Source organism: Actinomycetota bacterium (genome assembly GCA_036280995.1).
Taxonomy (GTDB): Bacteria; Actinomycetota; CALGFH01; order CALGFH01; family CALGFH01; genus CALGFH01.
In genome coordinates this window covers 1-17,117 of sequence record DASUPQ010000433.1, presented here as the reverse complement: position 1 = coordinate 17,117, position 17,117 = coordinate 1, and the positions used below count along the sequence as shown (strand labels likewise).

Annotated in this window: 18 protein-coding genes; 9 read left to right on the top strand and 9 right to left on the bottom strand. The window is 75.0% G+C overall.

Features of this window, described 5'->3' with window-relative positions:
* Positions 1-21: 21 nt before the first annotated feature.
* Complete coding sequence (locus VF468_14515) at positions 22-501, bottom strand: ATP-binding protein (protein HEX5879507.1); 480 nt, start codon at positions 499-501, stop codon at positions 22-24.
* 287 nt (positions 502-788) lie between these two features.
* Here VF468_14515 and VF468_14510 point away from each other — a divergent pair, with 287 nt between their 5' ends.
* The 6 genes from VF468_14510 to VF468_14485 are packed head-to-tail and all read left to right on the top strand — an operon-like array spanning position 789 to position 7,575.
* Positions 789-1,574 carry an ABC transporter ATP-binding protein gene (locus VF468_14510; protein ID HEX5879506.1) on the top strand — a complete coding sequence of 262 codons (786 nt, stop codon included), beginning with the start codon at positions 789-791 and terminating at the stop codon, positions 1,572-1,574.
* Positions 1,571-2,389, top strand: a complete 819-nt coding sequence (locus VF468_14505) for an ABC transporter ATP-binding protein (GenBank protein ID HEX5879505.1) — start codon at positions 1,571-1,573, stop codon at positions 2,387-2,389. The genes VF468_14510 and VF468_14505 overlap by 4 nt, the downstream gene beginning before the upstream one ends.
* A complete protein-coding gene (locus VF468_14500) occupies positions 2,386-4,236 on the top strand; it encodes an AMP-binding protein (GenBank protein HEX5879504.1) in 1,851 nt (616 codons plus the stop codon). Before VF468_14505 ends, VF468_14500 begins: the two co-directional genes overlap by 4 nt.
* Entirely contained in the window at positions 4,236-5,132 is an 897-nt protein-coding gene (locus VF468_14495) for a branched-chain amino acid ABC transporter permease (GenBank protein HEX5879503.1), read from the top strand. The genes VF468_14500 and VF468_14495 overlap by 1 nt, the downstream gene beginning before the upstream one ends.
* Complete coding sequence (locus VF468_14490) at positions 5,129-6,244, top strand: branched-chain amino acid ABC transporter permease (protein HEX5879502.1); 1,116 nt, start codon at positions 5,129-5,131, stop codon at positions 6,242-6,244. The genes VF468_14495 and VF468_14490 overlap by 4 nt, the downstream gene beginning before the upstream one ends.
* Before the next feature lie 14 nt (positions 6,245-6,258).
* Positions 6,259-7,575, top strand: a complete 1,317-nt coding sequence (locus tag VF468_14485; GenBank protein ID HEX5879501.1) for an ABC transporter substrate-binding protein — start codon at positions 6,259-6,261, stop codon at positions 7,573-7,575.
* A 9-nt stretch (positions 7,576-7,584) separates the two neighbouring features.
* Here VF468_14485 and VF468_14480 read toward each other — a convergent pair whose 3' ends face one another.
* Positions 7,585-8,376, bottom strand: a complete 792-nt coding sequence (locus VF468_14480; protein HEX5879500.1) for a phosphodiesterase — start codon at positions 8,374-8,376, stop codon at positions 7,585-7,587.
* Between the two features lie 164 nt (positions 8,377-8,540).
* Between VF468_14480 and VF468_14475 the strand changes: the two genes are divergently transcribed.
* Positions 8,541-9,404 carry a GNAT family N-acetyltransferase gene (locus tag VF468_14475; GenBank protein ID HEX5879499.1) on the top strand — a complete coding sequence of 288 codons (864 nt, stop codon included), beginning with the start codon at positions 8,541-8,543 and terminating at the stop codon, positions 9,402-9,404.
* Positions 9,401-10,507, top strand: a complete 1,107-nt coding sequence (gene menC / locus VF468_14470; protein ID HEX5879498.1) for an o-succinylbenzoate synthase — start codon at positions 9,401-9,403, stop codon at positions 10,505-10,507. The genes VF468_14475 and menC overlap by 4 nt, the downstream gene beginning before the upstream one ends.
* On the opposite strand, the gene VF468_14465 is transcribed toward menC, so the two are convergent.
* The 3 genes from VF468_14465 to VF468_14455 form a co-directional block, all read right to left on the bottom strand.
* Positions 10,504-11,565: a S1 family peptidase gene (locus VF468_14465; GenBank protein ID HEX5879497.1), complete on the bottom strand. Its 1,062-nt coding sequence runs from the start codon at positions 11,563-11,565 to the stop codon at positions 10,504-10,506. The two genes, menC and VF468_14465, sit on opposite strands and share 4 nt — an antisense overlap.
* Before the next feature lie 160 nt (positions 11,566-11,725).
* Entirely contained in the window at positions 11,726-12,541 is an 816-nt protein-coding gene (locus tag VF468_14460; GenBank protein ID HEX5879496.1) for a methyltransferase domain-containing protein, read from the bottom strand.
* Positions 12,542-12,591: 50 nt separating this feature from the next.
* Positions 12,592-13,227, bottom strand: a complete 636-nt coding sequence (locus VF468_14455) for an AAA family ATPase (protein HEX5879495.1) — start codon at positions 13,225-13,227, stop codon at positions 12,592-12,594.
* Positions 13,228-13,281: 54 nt separating this feature from the next.
* Here VF468_14455 and VF468_14450 point away from each other — a divergent pair, with 54 nt between their 5' ends.
* Positions 13,282-13,995, top strand: coding sequence for a hypothetical protein (locus VF468_14450; protein ID HEX5879494.1), 714 nt, complete (start codon positions 13,282-13,284; stop codon positions 13,993-13,995).
* A 10-nt stretch (positions 13,996-14,005) separates the two neighbouring features.
* Here VF468_14450 and VF468_14445 read toward each other — a convergent pair whose 3' ends face one another.
* The 4 genes from VF468_14445 to VF468_14430 all read right to left on the bottom strand — a co-directional run.
* Positions 14,006-14,830: a class II aldolase/adducin family protein gene (locus VF468_14445; protein HEX5879493.1), complete on the bottom strand. Its 825-nt coding sequence runs from the start codon at positions 14,828-14,830 to the stop codon at positions 14,006-14,008.
* A gap of 2 nt (positions 14,831-14,832) precedes the next feature.
* Positions 14,833-15,477 carry an urea carboxylase-associated family protein gene (locus tag VF468_14440; GenBank protein HEX5879492.1) on the bottom strand — a complete coding sequence of 215 codons (645 nt, stop codon included), beginning with the start codon at positions 15,475-15,477 and terminating at the stop codon, positions 14,833-14,835.
* Positions 15,465-16,682 (bottom strand): amidohydrolase family protein, encoded by a 1,218-nt coding sequence (locus VF468_14435; GenBank protein HEX5879491.1) that lies wholly within the window; start codon positions 16,680-16,682, stop codon positions 15,465-15,467. Before VF468_14435 ends, VF468_14440 begins: the two co-directional genes overlap by 13 nt.
* The coding region (locus tag VF468_14430) for an amino acid synthesis family protein (GenBank protein HEX5879490.1) at positions 16,679-17,117 on the bottom strand (439 nt) is incomplete at its 5' end. The genes VF468_14435 and VF468_14430, both read right to left, overlap by 4 nt.

Genomic DNA, 17,117 nt, shown 5'->3' with positions numbered 1-17,117 from the left:
CGGGTCGGGGTCTGTTGCCCGTCAGCCGGAGGCCGACTCCATGCCGTCAGAGGCCAACTCCATGCCGTTATCGGTGACCTCCACCGTCACCTGCCCGGGCTCGTAGGCGACCCGGACCGTGGCCGTGGCCGGGCCGGCGTGCTTGACCACGTTGGTCAGGGACTCCTGGACCACCCGGTAGGCGGCCAGGTCGGCCGCTGGCGGGAGCTCGCCCGGGTCGCCCTCGACGACCACCTCCACGGTCCGGCCGGCCCCGGCGACCCCGGCGACCAGCTCGGCCAGCTGGCCCAGGCCGGGCGCGGGCGCCCGCGCCGGCCGGCCGCCGGGGTCGCGCAGGACCCCGAGGGCGGCCCGGAGCTCCTGCATCGCCCCGGCGCTGCCCTGGCGGATCGCCTCAGGGCCGCCCGGGCCTCCTCGGGCCGCCGGTCGAGGACGTGCAGGGCCACGCCGGCCCCGGACGCCGGCCGCCCACCCGGCCCACAGCGGCACCCCCAGCAGCAACCCGAAGGCGGGCAGGAGGCGGGGGAGCTGGTCGGCTGGTTGCCGGCCGCGCCAAGGGTGCCGTAGACCCGAAGGCGGCCAGCCCGGCGGCCAGCAGGACGTCGCCGGTCCACGGCCGGCGTCCCGCCCAGCTCGGCAGGCGCGCGGATCGCTCCATGACCGGCAGTGTCGCCCGCCTCGGGGTCGCTGTCATCCGCCCGGGCGCGTCCGCACCGTGTTGCTGATTGACATGTGCACTTGTGCCGGTTATCTACCAATCCAGGAACAGGTGGGAGGCCGATGCGCCGATGCTCGCCGTGGAGAACCTGGAAGTCGTCTACGACGACGTCCTGCTGGTCCTCAAGGGGGTCAGCCTCACGGTGCCCGACGGCGCCATCGTCGCCCTCCTCGGCGCCAACGGCGCCGGCAAGACCACCACCCTGCGGGCCGTCACCGGCCTGCTCGGCCTGCACCGGGGCGAGATCACCAAGGGGCGGGTCTCCCTCGACGGCCGGCGCATCGACCGGCTGGAGGCCCCCGAGATCGTGCGGGCCGGCATCGGCCAGGTGATGGAGGGCCGGCGGGTGTTCGCCGAGCTCAGCGTGGAGGAGAACCTGCGCGTCGGCGGCTATCCGAAGCCCAAGCAGCTGGCCGAGGGGCTGGACCGCGTGTACGGCCTGTTCCCGCTGCTCAAGGAGCGCCGGGGCCAGGTCGCCGGCTACCTGTCGGGCGGGGAGCAGCAGATGCTGGCCATCGGCCGGGCGCTCATGACCAGCCCCCGCTACCTGCTGCTGGACGAGCCCAGCCTCGGCCTGGCCCCGCTGGTCGTGGCCCAGATCCGCGACCTCCTGCTCGAGGTCAACCGCCAGGGCACGGCCGTGCTCCTGGTCGAGCAGAACGCCAGCATGGCCCTGTCCATCGCCGGTCACGGCTACGTCATGGAGGTCGGCAAGCTGGTCCTGGACAAGCCGGCGGCCGTGCTGGCCCAGGACGAGGACGTGCGCGAGTTCTACCTGGGCCTGCACGCCGGCGGCCACGCCCGCTCGTTCCGGGACGTCAAGCACTACCGGCGGCGCAAGCGGTGGCTGTCGTGACCGGCCCCCTGCTCGAGGTCGACGACCTCCACCTCAGCTTCGCCGGCATCCGGGCCCTGCGGGCGGTGTCGTTCGAGGTCCAGCCCCACGAGCTGTTCGCCGTCATCGGCCCCAACGGCGCCGGCAAGACCTCGCTGTTCAACTGCCTGTCGGGCCTGTACCGGCCCCAGCAGGGCGCCATCCGCTTCGCCGGCCGCGACCTGGTCGGGGTCAAGCCGGACCGCATCGCCCGCGCCGGCATGGCCCGCACCTTCCAGAACATCGAGCTGTTCGAGCACCTGACCGTGCTCGACAACCTGCTCCTGGGCCGCCACCTCCACGTCGGCTACGGCGTCGCCTCGGCCCTGCTGTGGCTGGGCCGGGCCCGCCGCGAGGAGGTCCGCCACCGCCGGGTCGTGGAGGACATCGTCGACTTCCTGGAGATCGAGCGCTACCGCAAGCTGCCCGTCGGGATCCTGCCCTACGGCATCAAGAAGCGGGTCGAGCTCGGCCGGGCCCTGGCCATGGAGCCCAAGCTGCTGCTGCTGGACGAGCCCGTGTCGGGCATGAACGTCGAGGAGACCGAGGACATGGCCCGCTTCATCCTCGACATCCGCGAGGAGCTGGCCCTGGCCATGATCCTGGTCGAGCACGACATGGGCGTGGTCATGGACCTGGCCGACCGGGTGCTGGCCCTGGACTTCGGCATCCCCATCGCCGTCGGCCCGCCGGCCGAGATCCAGCACCACCCGGACGTGATCCGCGCCTACCTGGGCGAGCAGTACGGCAGGGCGCGGGCCGCCGCCGACGAGCCGGCCGTGGAGGTGCCCCGATGACCGCCGTCACCGAACGGGCCGGGGTGGCCACCGTCGCCTCCCGGGTCCGGGACCGGGCCCTGGCCACCCCCGACACGGTGGCCCTGCGCGAGAAGCGCTTCGGCATCTGGCAGGAGATCACCTGGCGGGGCTACTGGGAGCAGGTCGAGCTGGCCGCCCACGGCCTGGCCGCCCTCGGGGTCGAGCCGGGCGACCGGGTGGCCATCCACTCCGAGAACCGGCCCGAGTGGCTGTACACCGACGTGGCCGCCGTGGCCCTGCGGGCCATGACCGTCGGCCTGTACCCGACCAACCCGCCGGCCGAGGTCGCCTACCTGCTGGCCGACTCCGGGGCCAAGGTGCTGGTGGCCGAGGACCAGGAGCAGGTCGACAAGGCGCTGGAGGTCAAGGACGGGCTGCCCGCCCTGGAGCGGATCGTCTACGTGGAGCCGCGCGGGGTCCGCACCTACGACGACCCGGCGCTGCTGTCCTGGGAGGCGCTGCTGGAGCTGGGCCGCGACCACCGCCAGCGGCACCCGGGGCTCCTGGACGAGCGGGCCGCCCAGGTGACCGCCGGCGACGTGGCCACCCTCATCTACACCTCGGGCACCACCGGGCCGCCCAAGGGGGCGATGCTGACCGTCGCCAACATCGACTTCGCCATCAAGGTCCTCGTCGAGCAGGGCGGCTTCTTCGAGAACCCCGGCCCCGACGACGTCACCCTGTCGTACCTGCCGCTGTGCCACGTGGCCGAGCGGATCGCCACCGAGTGGGAGAACGCCGCCGCCGGCACCCAGGTCCACTTCGCCGAGTCGATCGACACCGTCCAGGACAACCTGCGCGAGGTCCAGCCGACCCTGTTCTTCGCCGTGCCCCGCATCTGGGAGAAGGTCCGGGCCACGGTCGAGATCCGCATGACCTCGGCGTCGCCGCTGAAGCGGGCCAACTACCGGCTGTGGATGGGCCAGGCGGCCCGCATCGGGGCCGAGCTGGTCGCCAACGGCGGCAGCCACACCCGCTCGACCCGGCTGCGCTACGCCCTCGGCTACCCGTTCCTGTTCCGCTCCCTGCGCAAGCGCCTCGGCCTGGAGCGCTGCCGCTTCGCCGGGTCGGGGGCGGCGCCGATCGCCCCCGAGCTGCTGCAGTGGTTCTACGGGCTCGGGGTGGTCATCCACGAGATCTACGGCATGACCGAGAACAGCGCCGTGGCCACCGCCAACCGGCCCGGCCGGGTCAAGGTCGGCACCGTCGGCGAGCCCCACCCCGGGGTCGAGCTCCGCCTCGACGACCAGACCGGGGAGATCCTGACCCGCCACCCGGGCGTGTTCGCCGGCTACTGGGACAAGCCGGAGCGGACGGCCGAGGTCCTGGGGGACGACGGGTGGCTGCGCACCGGCGACGTCGGCGAGTGGGTCGACGGCAGCCACCTCAAGATCGTCGACCGGCTCAAGGACATCCTCATCACCTCGGGCGGCAAGAACGTCTCCCCGTCCGAGATCGAGAACTCGCTCAAGTTCTCCCCCTACGTCCGCGAGGCGGTGGTGGTCGGGGACCGACGCCCCTACCTGACCGCCCTCATCGGCATCGAGCTGGACACGGTCGGGGAGTGGGCCCAGCGCCGCCGCATCCCCTACACCACCTACCGCGACCTGTCCGAGAAGCCCGAGGTGCTGGCCCTGGTCCAGGAGGTGGTCGACGACACCAACCGGCGCCTGGCCCGGGCCGACAGCATCAAGAAGTTCCGCCTGATCCCCAAGGAGCTCGACCACGAGGACGGCGAGCTGACCGCCACCCAGAAGGTCAAGCGGGCCGCCATCACCGGGGCCTTCGGCGACCTCATCGAGGGCATGTACCAGAGGGATCGTTGATGGAGGAGTTCCTGTCCTCGACCGTCCGCGGCCTCGCCCAGGGGTCGCTGTACACCCTGCTCGGGCTGGGGTTCGTGATCGTCTACCGCGGCACCGGGGTGGTGAACTTCGCCCAGCCGGCCCTGATGATCCTGGGCGCCTACTGGACCTCCTACTTCGCCCTGGTCGTGGGGCTGGGGTTCTGGCCCGCCCTGGCCCTGGCCGTGCTCGTCACCGCCCTGATCGGGGCGGCGGTGGAGCGGATCGCCCTGCGGCCCATGGTCGGCGAGCCGGTGTTCTCGGCCACCATGGTCACGGTCGGGGTGTTCATCGTCCTCCAGGTCGTGGCCGGCGACCTGATCGGGCTGGAGCTGCGCCAGGTCGGCCACCCCTGGGGGCTGGAGCGGACCGAGGTCGCCGGGGTGGTCGTGTTCCACTCCGACCTGGCCAAGCTGGCCGTCACCGCCACCGTGGTCGCCCTGCTCTGGCTGTTCCTGCGCCACTCGCGCCTGGGCCTGGCCATGCGGGCCACCGCGGCCAGCCAGGAGACCGCCCTCGCCCTCGGGGTGCCGGCCGGGCGGATGTTCGGGCTCGCCTGGGCCATCTCGGGGGCGCTGGCCGCGGTCGCGGGCATGCTGGTCGCCACCGGCGGGGCCGGGTTCAGCCAGGCCACCACCCTGGTCGCCCTCAAGGCCCTGCCCGCGATCGTCCTCGGCGGCCTCGACTCGATCCCGGGGGCGGTGGTCGGGGGGCCGCTCATCGGCCTGGCCGAGGCCTACACCAAGACCTACCAGGAACGGCTGTTCCCCTGGGCCGGGGCCAACGTCGACCAGGTCGTGCCGTACGTGGTCATGCTGGTCGTGCTGCTGGTCCGCCCCTACGGGCTGTTCGGCACCCGGGAGGTGGAGCGGGTGTGAGGGGCCGGCCCGAGCTGTTCACCAGCTACGAGCGCGACCAGGCGCCGCTCAACACGCCGGCCAAGCGGGTCTGGCTCGGGCTGCTGCTGGCCGGGCTGCTGCTGTTCCCGTTCAGCGTCACCGCCGAGCTGACCGCCCTGGGGGCGACCGCGTGTCTGGCCGCCGTCGGGGCGATCGGGCTCAACCTGGTCACCGGCTACGCCGGCCAGGTGTCGCTCGGCCACGCCTTCTTCCTCGGCCTGGGCGCCTACACGGCGGCCGTCCTCTCCGGCGACCCGGACGGCCGCTCGCTCGGCTTCGGCCTCGACATGGCCATCTGGCTGCCCGCCGCCGGGCTCCTCCCGGCCCTGGTCGGGCTGCTGATCGCCCCGGTGGCGATCCGGCTCAAGGGCCTGTACCTGGCCATCGTCACCCTGGGGCTGGTGTTCATCGGCGAGCACCTGTTCCGCGAGCTCACCGCCGTCACCGGCGGGCCCGGGGTGGGGCGGCCGGCCGCCCAGCTGCAGCTGCTCGGGGTCGACCTGGGCCGGCGCAGCGAGATCCTCGGCGGCTACCCGGTCACCCGCGAGATCAAGCTGTACCTGATCGCCCTGGCCGTGCTCGTGCTCCTGGCCGTCCCGGCCAAGAACCTGGCCCGCTCGGCCGTTGGCCGGGCCTTCGCCGCCGTGCGCGACCGCGACCTGGCCGCCGAGGTCATGGGCGTGTCGCTGACCCGCCACAAGCTGATCGCCTTCACCATCTCGTCGTTCTACGCCGGCATCGCCGGGGCGCTGCTGCCGACGGTCACCGGGTTCATCGAGCCGGGCAGCTTCAACCTGCTGCTGTCGGTCCAGTTCCTGGCCATGATCCTGATCGGCGGGGTCGCCACCCTGTCGGGGTCGCTGCTGGGGGCGGCGTTCGTGGTCCTGCTGCCCCGCCTGGTCGAGGAGCTGCCCCGGTTCCTGCCCTTCGTCACCAGCCAGTCCACCGGCGGCGTCCTCACCACCTTCCAGCTCCAGACGCTGCTCTACGGGGTGCTGATCGTGGTGTTCCTGATCGCCGAGCCCAGGGGCCTGTTCGGCATCTGGGTGCGGGCCCGCAACTACTGGAGAGCCTGGCCGTTCTCGTACTAGCCAAAGGAGGCCCCATGGCCGGCATCGGCAAACCAAGGATCCTCGCTGTCCTCGCCGTGCTCGCCCTGCTGCTGACCGCCTGCCAGGGCGGCGAGACCGGCGGCGGGGGCGAGGAGGCCGGGGTCAAGACCGACATCGGCGTGACCACCGAGCCCTGCCCGGGCGGCAACCCCGACCGCGACTGCATCTACCTCGGGGTGCTGTCCGACCTCACCGAGGGGCCGTTCCGGGCCCTGGCCGTGCCCATCACCGACGGCCAGAAGGCGTTCTGGAAGCGGGTCAACGACCAGGGCGGCATCGGCGGCAAGTACGAGGTCAACATCGAGACCTACACCCGCGACAACAAGTACAACCCCCAGGAGCACGTGGCCAAGTACCGCGAGATCGAGCCCAAGATCCTCGCCCTCGGCCAGACCCTCGGGACCCCGCCGACCCTGGCCGGCCTGCCCCTGTACAAGGAGGCCGACATCATCGCCGCCCCCGCCTCCTGGTGGTCGGGGTGGGAGTTCGAGGACGTCATCCTGGAGAGCGGCTACAGCTACTGCACCGAGGCCATGAACGGGCTCGACTGGGCGTCGGAGGAGTTCGGCAAGCCGGGCACGGTCATGGCCGTCCACTACCCGGGCGACTACGGCGGCGACTCGGCCGCCGGGGTGGCCGAGTGGGCCAAGGCCAACGGGGTCGACTTCCAGACCGAGGCCCACGCCGTCCAGACCACCCCCAACGCCCAGGCCGGCAACCAGGACGCCGCCGTCGAGCGGATCCTGCGATCCGACCCCGACGTGGTCATGGTCGCCACCGGCCCGGCCGAGATGGCCGAGATCGTCGGCAAGGCCGCCGCCCAGGGCTACAAGGGCCGCTTCATCGGGTCGGTCCCGACCTACAACCCGGCCCTGCTCAAGAGCGAGGCCGCCCCGGCCATCAAGGCCCTCTACCACTTCGTCTCGCCCTGGGGCCCGTGGGGCTCCGACACCCCCGCCCACCGGGCCATGCAGGAGGCCGCGGGCGGCAAGGCCCCGGCCAACGACGGCTACACCTTCGGCTGGATCTGGTCCTACCCCCTCAAGGCCGTGCTGGAGCGGGCCGTCGAGAACGGCGACCTGACCCGCGCCGGCGTCCGCGCCGCCGTCACCCAGGTCAACGTCGACTACGAGGGCGCCCTGCCCGACAAGTCCTACAACGGCGAGCCCAACCAGACCGCCGTCCGCCAGGCCCTGATCGCCAAGCCCGACGAGAGCGCCCCGCTCGGCTCCTCGGTCCTCAAGGACTTCTTCGTCGGGCCGACGGCCGAGAAGTTCGACTTCACCAAGCCCTGCGTCGCCGCCGGCTGACCCGGCCCGTCAGAGCACGCCGATCGGAGGCCCGGAATGTGAGATCGGGACCAGGTGGGTCATGGCGGCGCCGCCCTCCAGCCGGTGCAGGAGCAGACCGGGCGGCTCGTCGACGAAGGCCAGGGGCCGCCCAGGGCCGAGGTCGAGGAGGACCTGCCGGTTGGTGCTGGGGGCGGAGGTGACCAGCGAGCCGGCGAACATGGCCGCCGTGGGCCGGTGCAGGTGCCCGTTCAGGATGCGGGCCAGCGGCGGGTGCCCGGCCAGGACGGCCGCCAGCCGGCCGGCGTCGGTCAGCATCGCCCGGTCCATGGCGGCGATGCCGCTCGGGACCGGGTGGTGGTGCAGGGCCACCACGGCGGGCACCTCCGGGTCGCGGCCCAGCTCGCGGTCGAGCCAGGCCAGCTGGACGGCCCCCAGCTCCCCGTCGACACGCCCGGGCAGGCTGCTGTCGCAGCAGAGCAGCCGCAGCCCCGGGTAGTCGACCCGGTAGTAGCAGCGGTCCGGCTCCTCGGCCGCCGCCCGCACGTACCCGGTCCCGGCCAGCGCCCGGAGCATCCGCCCGGCGTGGTCGTGGTTGCCGGGCACGACGTGGACGGGCAGGTCCAGCCCGCCGAGCAGCGCCAGCGCCGCCGCGTACTCGGCCGGGTCGCCGTGGTCGGCCAGGTCGCCGGTGACGACCAGGCAGCCTGGCCGCGGGTCCAGCGCCTGGACCCGGGCCAGCGCCTGGTGGGCCCGCCCGGCCGCCTGGCCGGCGAGCACCCCGGTGGTGAGATGGGTGTCGGACAGGTGGGCCAGCAGCATGGCGCCTCCGATGGTCGCGGTATCCGGAGATCATCGATGCTGCCACCGATCACTGCCTGGCCAGGACCACCTTCGAACCAGGCAAGGCGGGCAGGGGCGAATGGTTGCGCATACGGTGGGAACCCACGCCGTTTGCCGCGGCCACCCAGTAGCATCCGCTCACCATGTCCGGACCCGACCCGCTCGACCCGCCGGAGGCGACCCAGGCCGCCGTGGCCGCGGCCGCGGCCGCCGACGTCGTCGTGCGCGAGCTCCACAAGCTCGAGCACCTGCAGGCGGCCCAGCGGCTGTTCGAGGACGTCTGGCGGCCCGGGGAGGGGGAGCCGTCGCCGATGACGGTGGGGCTGCTGCGGGCGCTGGAGCACGCCGGCAGCTACGTGGTCGGGGCGTTCGCCGGGACCCGGATGGTCGGGGCCAGCGCCGGGTTCTTCACCGCGCCCCCCGACCCCGCCCTCCACTCGCACATCACCGGGGTCGCGCCCGGAGGCCAGCACCGCGGGATCGGGTTCGCGCTCAAGCTGCACCAGCGGGCCTGGGCCCTGGCCCGCGGGGTGCCGCTGGTCGTGTGGACCTTCGACCCGCTGGTGGCCCGCAACGCCTGGTTCAACCTGGCCAAGCTGGGGGCGCTGCCCACCGCCTACCTGGAGGACTTCTACGGGGAGATGCCCGACGCCATCAACGCCGGCATGGCCAGCGACCGGCTGCTGCTGGCCTGGCGGCTGGACGACCCGGCGGTGGCCGCCGCCTGCGCCGGCCGTCCCCGGCGGCCGGCCCCGGTGGGCGGCGGCGACCTCGGCGGGGCCGAGCCGGCCCTGGCCGTCGGCCCCGACCTGGAGCCGGAGCCGCGCAAGACCGCGGCGGCGGCGGTGACGGTGGCGCTGCCGCCCGACGTGGAGGCCCTCGGGCCCGAGGGGCGCCGCGCCTGGCGGGCGGCGGTCCGCGACGCCCTCGGGGGGCGGATGGCCGCCGGCGCCGCCGTCACCGGGTTCCTGCGCCACCCCGACCGCTACCTGGCCGAGGAGCCGTGAAGCTGACCGGGGTCGAGCTGCGGCGGGTGGCCCTGCCGCTGGTGTCGCCGTTCCGGACCTCGTTCGGGGTCGAGCAGGACCGGGACGTGCTGCTGGTCCGGGCCGTCACCGCCGACGCCGAGGGCTGGGGCGAGTGCGTGGCCGCGGCCGAGCCCCGCTACTCCTCGGAGTACGCCGACGGGGCCGCCGACGTGCTGCGCCGGTTCCTGGTCCCGGCCGTGGCCGCCGCCGGGGACCTCGACCCCGGGGCGCCCGGCCGGGCCACGGCCTTCGTCAAGGGCCACCGCATGGCCAAGGCGGCCCTGGAGCTGGCCGTGCTCGACGCCTGGCTGCGCTCCCGCGGGGAGCGGCTCGCCGGCCACCTGGGCGCGACCCGCGACCGCGTCCCGGCCGGGGTGTCGGTCGGGATCATGGACTCGGTGCCGCAGCTGCTGGACGGCGTGGCCGGCTACCTCGGCCAGGGGTATCTCAGGATCAAGCTCAAGATCGAACCCGGCTGGGACCTCGACCCGGTGGCCGCGGTGCGCGAGCGCTTCGGCGACGACCTCGCGCTCCAGGTGGACGCCAACGCCGCCTACACCCTGGCCGACGCCGATCACCTGGCCGGGCTGGACCGGTTCGGGCTGCTGCTGATCGAGCAGCCCCTGGACGAGGACGACCTGGCCGGCCACGCCGAGCTGGCCCGGCGCCTGGCCACCCCGGTCTGCCTGGACGAGTCGATCACCTCGGCCCGGGCGGCGGTCGAGGCCGTCCGCCTCGGCGCCTGCCGGATCGTCAACGTCAAGGCCGGCCGGGTCGGCGGCTACCTGGAGGCCCGGCGCCTCCACGACGCCTGCCGCGACCTGGCCGTGCCCCTGTGGTGCGGCGGGATGCTGGAGACCGGCATCGGCAGGGCGGCCAACGTGGCCCTGGCCGCCCTGCCCGGGTTCACCCTCCCCGGTGACACCTCCGCCTCCGACCGCTACTACCGCCAGGACCTGACCGCCCCGTTCGTGCTCGACGACGGCCACCTCGAGGTCCCGGCCGGCCCCGGGATCGGGGTCGAGCCGCTGCCCGAGGTGCTGGAGGAGCTGACCACCTCGGTCGAGTGGGTCCCTGTCTAGAGCAGCGTCAGGCCGTACACGCTCAGGGCCTCGTCGGCCGGCTGGAAGAAGCTGCGGAACCCGGCCTGGCTGCAGCCCCCGATGGTGCCGCCCGAGGTGATGCCCTGGGCCCGGCTGCCCGCGTACATGGCGCCGCCGCTGTCGCCCGGCTGGGTGCAGATGTTGGTCCGGGTGAGGCCGAACACGGTGCCCTCGGCGTAGTTCACGGTGACGTTGTAGGCCTGGACGGTGCCGCAGGTCGTGCCCGTGGTCGACCCGGTCTTGCAGGCCGAGGAGCCGACCGGGACCCGGCTGGCCCCGGTGATGTCGCGGAAGGCGCCGTTGTCGAGCACCCCGCCGCGCGGGTCGAGGGCGGCCGGGCTGCTGATGCGGATGGCCCCGTAGTCGTTGCCGGGGAAGCTGGACGCGGCCACCGGGCCGATCGTCTGGCCGCTGGAGGTGGTCCAGGTGCCGCCCAGGTCGGTGCAGTGCCCGGCCGTGAGCACGTAGTTGCGGCCGCTGCCGCTGCGGGTGTTGAACCCGGCCGAGCAGCGCGACCCGCCCCGGTAGATGGCCTGGCCGCCGTAGAAGGCCTGGGTCTGCACGGCCGGGGTGCGCTCGACCCGGACCGCGGCCCCGAACGACCGCGCCTTGGCCACGAAGGCCGCGCCCCGGCCGGCGGGCACGCTCACCAGCACGGCGTTGGAGGCCAGGTCGACCCCCCAGCTGGCCCCCGCGGGGGCGTTGCCGGCGGCGTCAAGGGCCGCCTGGACCCGGGCCAGGCGGGCCGAACTGCGGGCCACCAACCGCGGGGTGGCGCCGGCGGCCCGCACCTGGGCGGCCGCCTCGGGCCCGAGGACGTTGACGGTCAACCGGCCCGAGGCGTCCAGGTAGGCGCCGGCCGCCTGGGCACCGAGGGCCCGGGTCAGCCGGTCGGCCGTGGCGGCCGCGTCCGGGTCGGCGGCCTTCGGGGCGGCCCCGGCGGCCGGGGCGGCCAGGAGCGCGGCCAGCGCCAGGAGCAGGCCGAGCACGAGCGGCCGGGCACGCCCGCGGCGACGAGGGGGAAGGGATGGCGACATTGCCGCACCTCCTGGGTGCCGTCGGGACGGAGGAGGGACACGGGTCGGGGGACACGTGCCGTCCCGGTCGGAGACCGGAGGCCCAGGCGGACCAGAACGGGACGACTCAACACAAACCGTACGTCTTAGAAAAGGCTTATAAAGCTATCGAGACACGCTGTCAAGACAGCCGGGTCGCCGGGTCGGGACTGGGGCCGGCGGTGCCGGCGACCGCCCAGGCCCGGGCGACCAGGGGGATCGAGCCGTCGGCGGCGACCGGCAGCCGCCGGCGCAGCTCCTCCCGCAGGGCGGCACGGTCCGGCTCGTCCAGCGACACGGCGTAGCCGGGGGCCGGGCCCTGGCCGCCCAGGAACGGGGTCCAGTAGTCGCCGAAGTCCCGGAACCTGGTCGGCACCTCGATCGGGCGCACCTCCACGCCGTCCAGCCCGGCGTCCCGGAACAGGCGGGCGAGCGGCTCCGGCCGGCACAGCCCGAAGCGCCGGCCCTCGTCGAGCTCGGCCGCGGCCGGGTCGAGGGCGGCCGCGGCGTCCCAGAAGTGGCGCATCAGCTCCATCCGGCCGGCGTAGTCCCAGACGTAGGCGGCCACCCGCCCCCCGGCCCGGGCCACCCGGGCCATCTCCCGCACCGCCAGCCCGGGGTCGGGCACGAAGTTCAGCACCAGCCCGCTCACCACGGCGTCGAGGCGGCCGTCGCCGGCCGGCAGCCACCGGGCGTCGGCGGCCGCGAGCCGGGCATGTGCTCCCAGCCGCGTTCGCGCCTGGGCGAGGAAGCCCGGCGACGGGTCGACGCCGACGACCAGGGCCGGGTCGGCCGCCGACAGCACGGCCTGGCTCAGGGCGCCGGTGCCGCAGCCGACGTCCAGCCAGGCGCCGCCTTCCGCCAGCCCCAGCCAGCCGACGAACTCGGCGGCCACGGCCCGGCTCCAGCGGCCGACGTACGACTCGTAGGCGTCACCGGCCGCCCAGACCTCGGTCATGGCGGGAAGTCTCCCCGATCGGCCGTGCCTGCGACACCCGGCGGGGTCGGTCAGCGCGGCGGGATGTCGATCCGGCCCAGCCGGTTGGCGGAGGGGCGGTCCAGCAGCCGGACCGAGGCCCACCCCTCGGTCCGGAGCCCGGACGCCTCGGCGCCCGGGTCGCCCGGGAGCTGGGGGCCGGACGGGTCGACGGGGACGAACAGCTCGGCCCGGAGCCGCCGCCAGTTGCGCCAGTGGGCGGCGAAGGCCGCGCCGTGCAGGGCCCGGCGGCGGCGGCGCTGGCCCTCCAGGGCGGCCTCGGCGGAGACGTCGAGCAGGAGCAGGTGGCCGCTGCGGCCGCAGCGCCGGGCCAGGCCGACCAGGCCCCGCCGGCGCCAGCCCCGGGTGCCGGTGTCGTGGACGATCAGGCCGAACGGGCCGGGCAGAGCGGCCAGGACCCGCAGGGCGTGCTCGGCGTGGACCAGCGGCCGCCACAGCCGGTAGGGGACCCGCCCGAGCCGGCGCTGGTACCTGGCCCGGATCGGCTCCGGGTCGAGGATCAGGGACCCTGGGGCCTGGATGCGCGACAGCAGGGTCGTCTTGCCGGCGCCGGGCACGCCCGCCACCACCAGCAGGGCCGCCGGGGGCAGGCGCAGCGTCGCCGGGTCCGCCGGGACGTCGCGCCCGGGCGCGTCGAGCTGCATCATGGCGGCGACGATACTGGTCCCGGCGGAAAGCCGGTGTAAAGGTCGCGAGGTGTGATGCCGGGTCGGCGCTCCAGGGCGGCGGTCGCGCTGCTGGTTGCGGGGTTCCTGGCCGGCTGCGGCGGGTCGGGGACCGCCCTGGTCGACTCCTCGACGACCCGGCCGGTCCCGACCACCACCGTGGTCACCTCGACGACCCGGCCCGGGACCACGGCCGCGCCCACGACCCGGGCGATCCCGACCACCACGGGCCGGGTCCCGCTGACCACCGGGCAGTCCGGCCCGGCCGGGGCGCCGCTGACCTTCCGGCACCTCACCATCCGGCTCGCCGAGGGCTGGCGGGCCGGCGGCGGCGGCGACCACGTGGAGGTCGCGACCGGCCGGGCCTGCCGGCGCAGCGCCGGCGGGGTCGACTGTCCCGGGTTCCTGCTCCTCGGCCCCAGCCAGATCGCCATCGCCAGCCAGCTCGCCCCCTACGACCCGGACAAGGTCTGGCACCCAGGGGCCGGGGTCGAGGGCTGCCCCCAGGACCGCGACGGACTGGCCGAGGAGCCGCCGGCCAAGCCGTCCAAGAAGGGCGTGGCCAAGGTCGGCGGCAAGGACGCCGTCTACCGCGAGTGGCGCATCGGCTGCGTCGACGCCACCACCGGCGAACCCGAGACCGGCTACACCCAGCGGATCTGGTACCTGAAGGCGTCCAAGATCCTGGTCGTCGACGAATGGTCGACCCCCGGCCTCAAGGAGGCCCTGGCCGCCGGCAGGTTCGGCTGACCCGGGCCCGTCAGGGGCCGGCGGTGTGGCGCAGCCAGCGGGCCAGGCGGGCCGTCTCCGCCTCGTACCAGTGGCGGCGGCGGGCCAGCGCCTCGGGGGCGAGCGGGCGGCCCCGGCCGCCGACGGCCAGGGCGACCCGGCAGCGGTCCTCCAGGCACCAGGCGCGGGCCAGGGCCTGGTCGAGGTCGGCCCCGACGGTCAGGCCGCCGTTGCCGGCCAGCAGCATGGCCGGGGCGGTCCCGAGAACGGCCGCGACCCCGGCCGCGCCCGGCTCCCCGGTCACCAGGTCGGGGTCGTCCCAGAAGGCGACCGGCTCCACCATCCCCCCGAACCCGTGCAGCAGCGGCGGCCCCGCCCCGGTGGCGGCGAACGCGGCCACCGCCGGCCCGTGCAGCCGGCAGACCGCGCCCACGTCGGACCGGGCGGCGTAGACGCCCAGGTGCAGCGGCGCCTCCAGCGGCACGACCCCGGCCGTCCCCTTCAGCACCCGCCCGGCCTGGTCGAGCTCGAGCACGTCGCCCGCCGCCACCTCCCCCAACGGCGGAAAGGTCGGCGTGAGCAACACCGTCCGGCTGGCGACCGGCGGAGACCCGGCCTGGCGGGTCGGGGCAGGCGGCACCCCGGCCTCCGGCTGCGAGGCCCCCCGGAGGGGGAGCGTGGCCGACCCGGAAACGAGGTGCTCGCGGCTGTCCACAGCCCCCGCCGGCCCGGCGGAACCCCCCACCGGACCCGCGGACGCCCTGGCGCTGACGTGGCCGAAGGCGTGGACCAGGCCGAGGCGGGACAGGACCCGGGCGACCAGGGCGACGTCGGCGGCCGGGTCGGCGGAGGGCATGGCTATGCCGGGGTGAAGACGCGGAAGGCGACCGGGGTGATCTTCCAGGCGTTACAGGGAGTGAGGTCCTGGGGGCAGGAGCTGGCGACCACGCCCAGGTGGTCGAGGGCCTCCAGCTCCAGGTGGGCGCCGGGGCCGTGGCCGGGTTCCTCGGTGACCAGGCGGCCGTCGTCGGTGATGGTGTTGTGCATGAAGACGTTCCAGGCCAGCTCGCCGCGGGCCGTCCAGTGCTCGCCGGAGCGGGCCAGGGCGGCCTGGATGCTGGCCAGGCACGAGGGATGGTCGTCGACGCCGAAGTCGAGCCGGTAGCGCTCGGGGTCACAGCAGGGGACGACCAGGTCGTGGCGGCCGACGGTGTCACGGCGCAGGCGCAGCAGGGGCCGGCGGCGGGTGCTGAACAGCTGGTCGCCCTCGCGCGGGACCAGCCGGGCCAGGCAGGAGACGGTGTGGGCGGGGGAGAAGGCCTCGGCCGGGGCGGCCAGCCGCCAGGCCATCAGGTCGGCCACCTGCTGGCCCTCAACGTCGACCAGCTGGAGGAGCTCGCCCCGGGCCAGGCGGACCGTGCCCGCCTGGCCGGCCGGGATCAGCTGCTCGGTCCGGAGATGGAAGCCGGCCGGGACGGGCGTGTCCGGGATCACCTCGGCCATCGGGGGGCGCTCCTTCCGGTGACGGTTGCCTCGCGGGCCGGGGCCGGGGTGTTGCGGCTGCGCAGGACCCGCACGGCCCCGTCGACCACCACCCCGGCGATGCCGGGCAGGTCGCCGACGGCCAGGGCGGCCAGCGGGTCGGCCCTGGTCCCGCCCAGAGGCTCCTGGAGCAGCACCAGGTCGGCCGGGCGGCCCGGCTCGAGCACACCCTCGGAGACCCCGAGCACGCGCCCGGCGTTGCCGGTGGCCAGGGCGAGCGCGTCGGCCGGGTCGAGCCCGCCGAGGGAGGCCAGCTCGGCGACGCTCTTGAGCAGCCCCAGGGGCATGACCCCGGTGCCGCTGGGGGTGTCGGTGCCGAGGATCACCCGGTCCAGCCGACCCCGGTCCCGGGCCAGGCCGAGCAGGAGGAGGCCGGAGCGGAGGTTGCCCGCCTGGACGACCTGCAGGGCCATGCCGGAGCCGTCGACCAGCCGCTCAAGGTCGGCGTCGGGCAGGCTGGTCGTGCCGCCGTTGGCGTGCCCGGCGATGGTCGGGTCCATGGCCAGCAGGTGGTCGACGGTGATCGGGCTCGACCCGGGGATGGAGGCGCCCCCGGAGTGGGACATGACCACGAACCCGGCCGCCCGGGCCCAGCCGACCAGCGGCACGGCCTCGAACGGGTCGCCGAAGGCCCCGAAGCCGACCTTCATGTAGCGCACGCCCTCGGCGGCGAGCTCGGCGAAGTCGGGCTCGCGCAGCACCGGCTCGCAGATCAGCGACCCGCCCCGGACCTTGACCCCGCCGGGCCGGAACCCGCTCCAGGACCGCTGGGCGGCCACGGCCAGGGCCTTGACCCCGGCCCGGTCGCGGGGCCGGCCGGGCAGGTGGACCTCGGAGGCCGACATCACCTGGGTGACCCCGCCGTGCAGGTAGCTCTCCAGGAACCCGACGGCGTGCTGGCGCGGGGTGTAGTCGCCGAACACGACGTGGCAGTGGGTGTCGACCAGGCCGGGGGCGGCCACCGCCCCGGCGGCGTCGACGACCACGTCGGCCTCGGCCGGGTCGGCCCCGACCGACACCACCCGGCCAGCCTCGGCCCGCAGCGTCGCGGCCGCCACCGGCGCCTCCCCGAGCCGGCCGGTCACCACCCCGCGCAGGTTGCGCAGCTCCAGCGAGCCGCCGGACGGCCCGAAGGCGCCCGGGTCGAAGGTGCCGTCCCAGGTCACCGCAGGCCGTCCTGGCCGACGACCTCCTCCTTGGCCAGGCCGCCCAGGCGGGCGTTGAGCCGGCCCCGGTTGGTGAAGGCGAGGCCGACCACCAGCTCACCCGCCAGGGGCCCGTCCGGCACGGCCACGGTCACGGCGTCGTAGTGGGAGCGCACCCAGATGGCGTCCCGGTAGCAGACCGGGATGTCCACCGCCGCTCCGGCCGGGACGCGCTTGGTCACCGACGGCAGCCACGCCTTGCCGCCGCCGACCGCCTGCCGCAGGGCGTCCCCGAACACCCCGGTGATACAGGCGTTGGCGTGCTCCTGCTCGCCGTCCAGGCCGACCAGGGCGGCCTTGCCGTAGCTCTCCACCGGCCCGCCCAGCACGGCCAGGGCGGCGGCGGCCAGCTCGGCGGCCAGCGCCCCCGACGGCTCCACCAGCTCGTCCAGGTCG

Coding starts and splice junctions, on each gene's coding strand:
- VF468_14465 (HEX5879497.1), bottom strand. CDS start 11,565: ATGTCGCCATCCCTTCCCCCTCGTCGCCGCGGGCGTGCCCGGCCGCTC.
- VF468_14500 (HEX5879504.1), top strand. CDS start 2,386: ATGACCGCCGTCACCGAACGGGCCGGGGTGGCCACCGTCGCCTCCCGG.
- VF468_14440 (HEX5879492.1), bottom strand. CDS start 15,477: ATGGCCGAGGTGATCCCGGACACGCCCGTCCCGGCCGGCTTCCATCTC.
- VF468_14445 (HEX5879493.1), bottom strand. CDS start 14,830: ATGCCCTCCGCCGACCCGGCCGCCGACGTCGCCCTGGTCGCCCGGGTC.
- VF468_14450 (HEX5879494.1), top strand. CDS start 13,282: ATGCCGGGTCGGCGCTCCAGGGCGGCGGTCGCGCTGCTGGTTGCGGGG.
- VF468_14485 (HEX5879501.1), top strand. CDS start 6,259: ATGGCCGGCATCGGCAAACCAAGGATCCTCGCTGTCCTCGCCGTGCTC.
- VF468_14475 (HEX5879499.1), top strand. CDS start 8,541: ATGTCCGGACCCGACCCGCTCGACCCGCCGGAGGCGACCCAGGCCGCC.
- VF468_14510 (HEX5879506.1), top strand. CDS start 789: ATGCTCGCCGTGGAGAACCTGGAAGTCGTCTACGACGACGTCCTGCTG.
- VF468_14455 (HEX5879495.1), bottom strand. CDS start 13,227: ATGATGCAGCTCGACGCGCCCGGGCGCGACGTCCCGGCGGACCCGGCG.
- VF468_14460 (HEX5879496.1), bottom strand. CDS start 12,541: ATGACCGAGGTCTGGGCGGCCGGTGACGCCTACGAGTCGTACGTCGGC.
- VF468_14480 (HEX5879500.1), bottom strand. CDS start 8,376: ATGCTGCTGGCCCACCTGTCCGACACCCATCTCACCACCGGGGTGCTC.
- VF468_14495 (HEX5879503.1), top strand. CDS start 4,236: ATGGAGGAGTTCCTGTCCTCGACCGTCCGCGGCCTCGCCCAGGGGTCG.